Source organism: uncultured Microbacterium sp., assembly GCF_947632095.1.
Lineage (GTDB): Bacteria > Actinomycetota > Actinomycetes > Actinomycetales > Microbacteriaceae > Microbacterium.
In genome coordinates, this window is the sequence record NZ_CANROA010000106.1 from 1 (window position 1) to 2606 (window position 2606).

Annotated in this window: 2 protein-coding genes; both read right to left on the reverse strand. The window is 69.7% G+C overall.

Features of this window, described 5'->3' with window-relative positions; genetic code table 11:
• The coding region (locus Q0Z66_RS12470) for an ABC transporter permease (protein WP_298041647.1) at nt 1-1773 on the reverse strand (1773 nt) is incomplete at its 3' end.
• Nucleotides 1770-2606 (reverse strand): phosphonate ABC transporter ATP-binding protein (gene phnC, locus Q0Z66_RS12475; protein ID WP_298041650.1); only part of this gene is annotated, 837 nt, incomplete at its 5' end. The genes phnC and Q0Z66_RS12470, both read right to left, overlap by 4 nt.

The window sequence follows — 2606 nt, forward strand, 5'->3', positions numbered from 1 at the left end:
CTCATCGAAGTGCCGCCCCTGCAGGGCGTTCAGCAGCAAGAATCCGATGCCGCCGGCGCCCACGATGCCCAGCAGTGTCGCGGAGCGGATGTTCTGCTCGAGCAGGTACAGCAGGTGTCCGACCATGGCGGGCACCGACAGGGGCACGGTCGAGGAGAAGAACACCTGCGCGCGGGTGCTGCCGCCCGAGGCCAGCGCACGCTCGGGACCGGTGGGAACCTCTTCCATCGAGTCGCCGATGAGCTTGGCGAGCAGGCCCACGCCGCCGATCCCGAGGGCGAGGGCTCCGGCCTGCGGGCCGATGCCGGCGGCGATGATGAACAGGATCGCGACGACGAGGTCGGGGATCGCGCGGATGAACAACGCGATGCCGCGGAAGGTATTGCGCACCCAGCTGTTCGGGGCGACGTTGCGCGCCGACAGCGGGCCGACGACCGCCGAGATGATCGAGGCCATCAGCGTCGCGGCGAACGCGATCTGGATGGTCGTCAGCACAGCTGCACCCACATCGGCGAGGCTGCGGCTGCCGAAGTGCGGGGGCCAGATGGCGCGGTCGCGCGCGGGGTCGACGAGTTCGTTCCAGGACGGGTTCAGCATCTTCGACACGTCGGGTGCGGCGTACAGGAACGCGCCGATCACGAGGGCGATGCCGAGCCAGATCCACAGGGCGTTGCCGATACGGGCGCGATCCCATGGGCGGTGCATGGCCGCCTCGATGCGCTGGTGGCGCTCGTGAGTGGCCGAGACGGATGCCGCGGCATCCGCCCCGGACACCGAGCGGGATGCCGCGGCACGGCGTCGCACGGAACGGGCCACCGTGTCGCCCAGGCCCTTGCCGGTGGGCTGCACGTTCAGCAGGCGGGTGCGCAGCAGCGAGGAGACGATCTCGAACAGCACGCACAGCACGATGATGATGACGACGATCGGGATGACGCGGCGCATGCCGGCGGGTCCGCCGTGCAGGGCGCCGTCGAGCTCGTATCCGATGCCGACGACGCCGACGACACCGAGGATGACGGTGCCGCGCAGGTTGATGTCGGCGCGGTGCAGGGCGATCGCGATCCAGGCGGGCAGCACCTGCGGCAGGACGCCCGACCAGAACTCCTGCGACCTCGACCCTCCGGCCGCGCGGATCGCGAGACGCGGGCCCTCGTCGATCTGCTCGATCGCGTCGGCGAACATCTTCGAGATCATGCCGACCGAGTGCAGGCCGATCGCGACGATCGCCGGCAGAGTTCCGGAGTTGAACCAGAGGAAGGCGAGGATCACGACGAAGACCACGTCGGGGATGGCACGCGCGACGACCCCGATCGTACGGCACAGCGCCATGACTGCGCCGTTCGGGGTCGTGTTGCGGGCGGCCCCATAGGCGACGGGGATGGAGAGCGCAGCGGCGAGCGCGGTGCCGGCGATGACGAGCGCGAGCGTGATGACGATCGTCAGTCCCATCTGCCAGATCGGCTCCATGCCGACCCAGGTGGTGACGTACGTCGTGGTGCCGTCGGCCTGACGTTCACCGGCGACCTCCCAGCCGGGCCACTGCAGGGGCGTGGCCATGGCGAGGAAGCGGTTGATGTTCTTGACCGTGGTGTCGAGGCTCTTCAGGCTGTAGTCCAGGCCGATGAACGACCAGACTCCGAGAGCCAGGATGACGATGATCGCACCGTAGGAGATCACGTTCGACAGGCGCGGCGCCGGGCGGGGCACGCGGGCGAGCCGCTCCGCGAGGGCCTCGGGCGCCGCGGGTGCGGGAGCTGGGGCGGTGATGGTCACGCGGGTTCCTCGTTCGCGAAGTCTTCCGCGAGGTGCTCGCGGGCGGCGGAACGGCGCAGCTGTCGTGCAAGGACCTGCTCACGGGCCTCGGCGAGTTCATCCTCGAGGGCGGTGATCTCGCTCGTGGATGTGGCCACGCGTCCGTAGATCTCCATGACCTCTTCGCGGGTGAGGTCATCGGTGCGGGTGTCCAGCACGACGCGTCCTGCGCGCAGTCCGAGGATGCGATCGCCCCAGCTGAGGGCCAGGTCGACCTGGTGCAGCGAGCAGATGACGGTGAGGTGGCGTTCGGCGGCTATCTCGCGGATGAGCGACATGACCTGGCTGCTCGACTCGGGGTCGAGCGAGGCGACGGGTTCGTCGGCGAGGAGGATCTCGGGGTCCTGCATGAGGGCGCGGGCGATCGCGACGCGCTGCTGCTGTCCGCCGGAGAGGTTGTCTGCGCGCTGGTATGCGGCGTCGAGCAGTCCGACACGGTCGAGCTGACCGAGGGCCTTCTCGCGGAGGGCGCGCGGGTAGGAGCGGATGCCGATGCGAGGGCCGCGCAGTCCGTGCAGTCCGCCCGTGAGGACGTTCTCGAGCGCGGTGAGCGCACCGACGAGCTCGAACTGCTGGAAGATGAATCCGATGCGGCCCCGGAGGGCTCGCAGGTCGCCGCCGCGCAGGGCCGAGACGTTTTCCTGCAGGGCGACGACGCCCCCGGTGCTCGGCGTCTCGAGCCCGTTGACGTGGCGCAGGAGCGTCGATTTACCCGAGCCGGACAGGCCCAGCAGGACGACGATCTCGCCCGGTTCGACGGACAGCGACACCCCCTCGAGTGCCGGCTTGGCGGC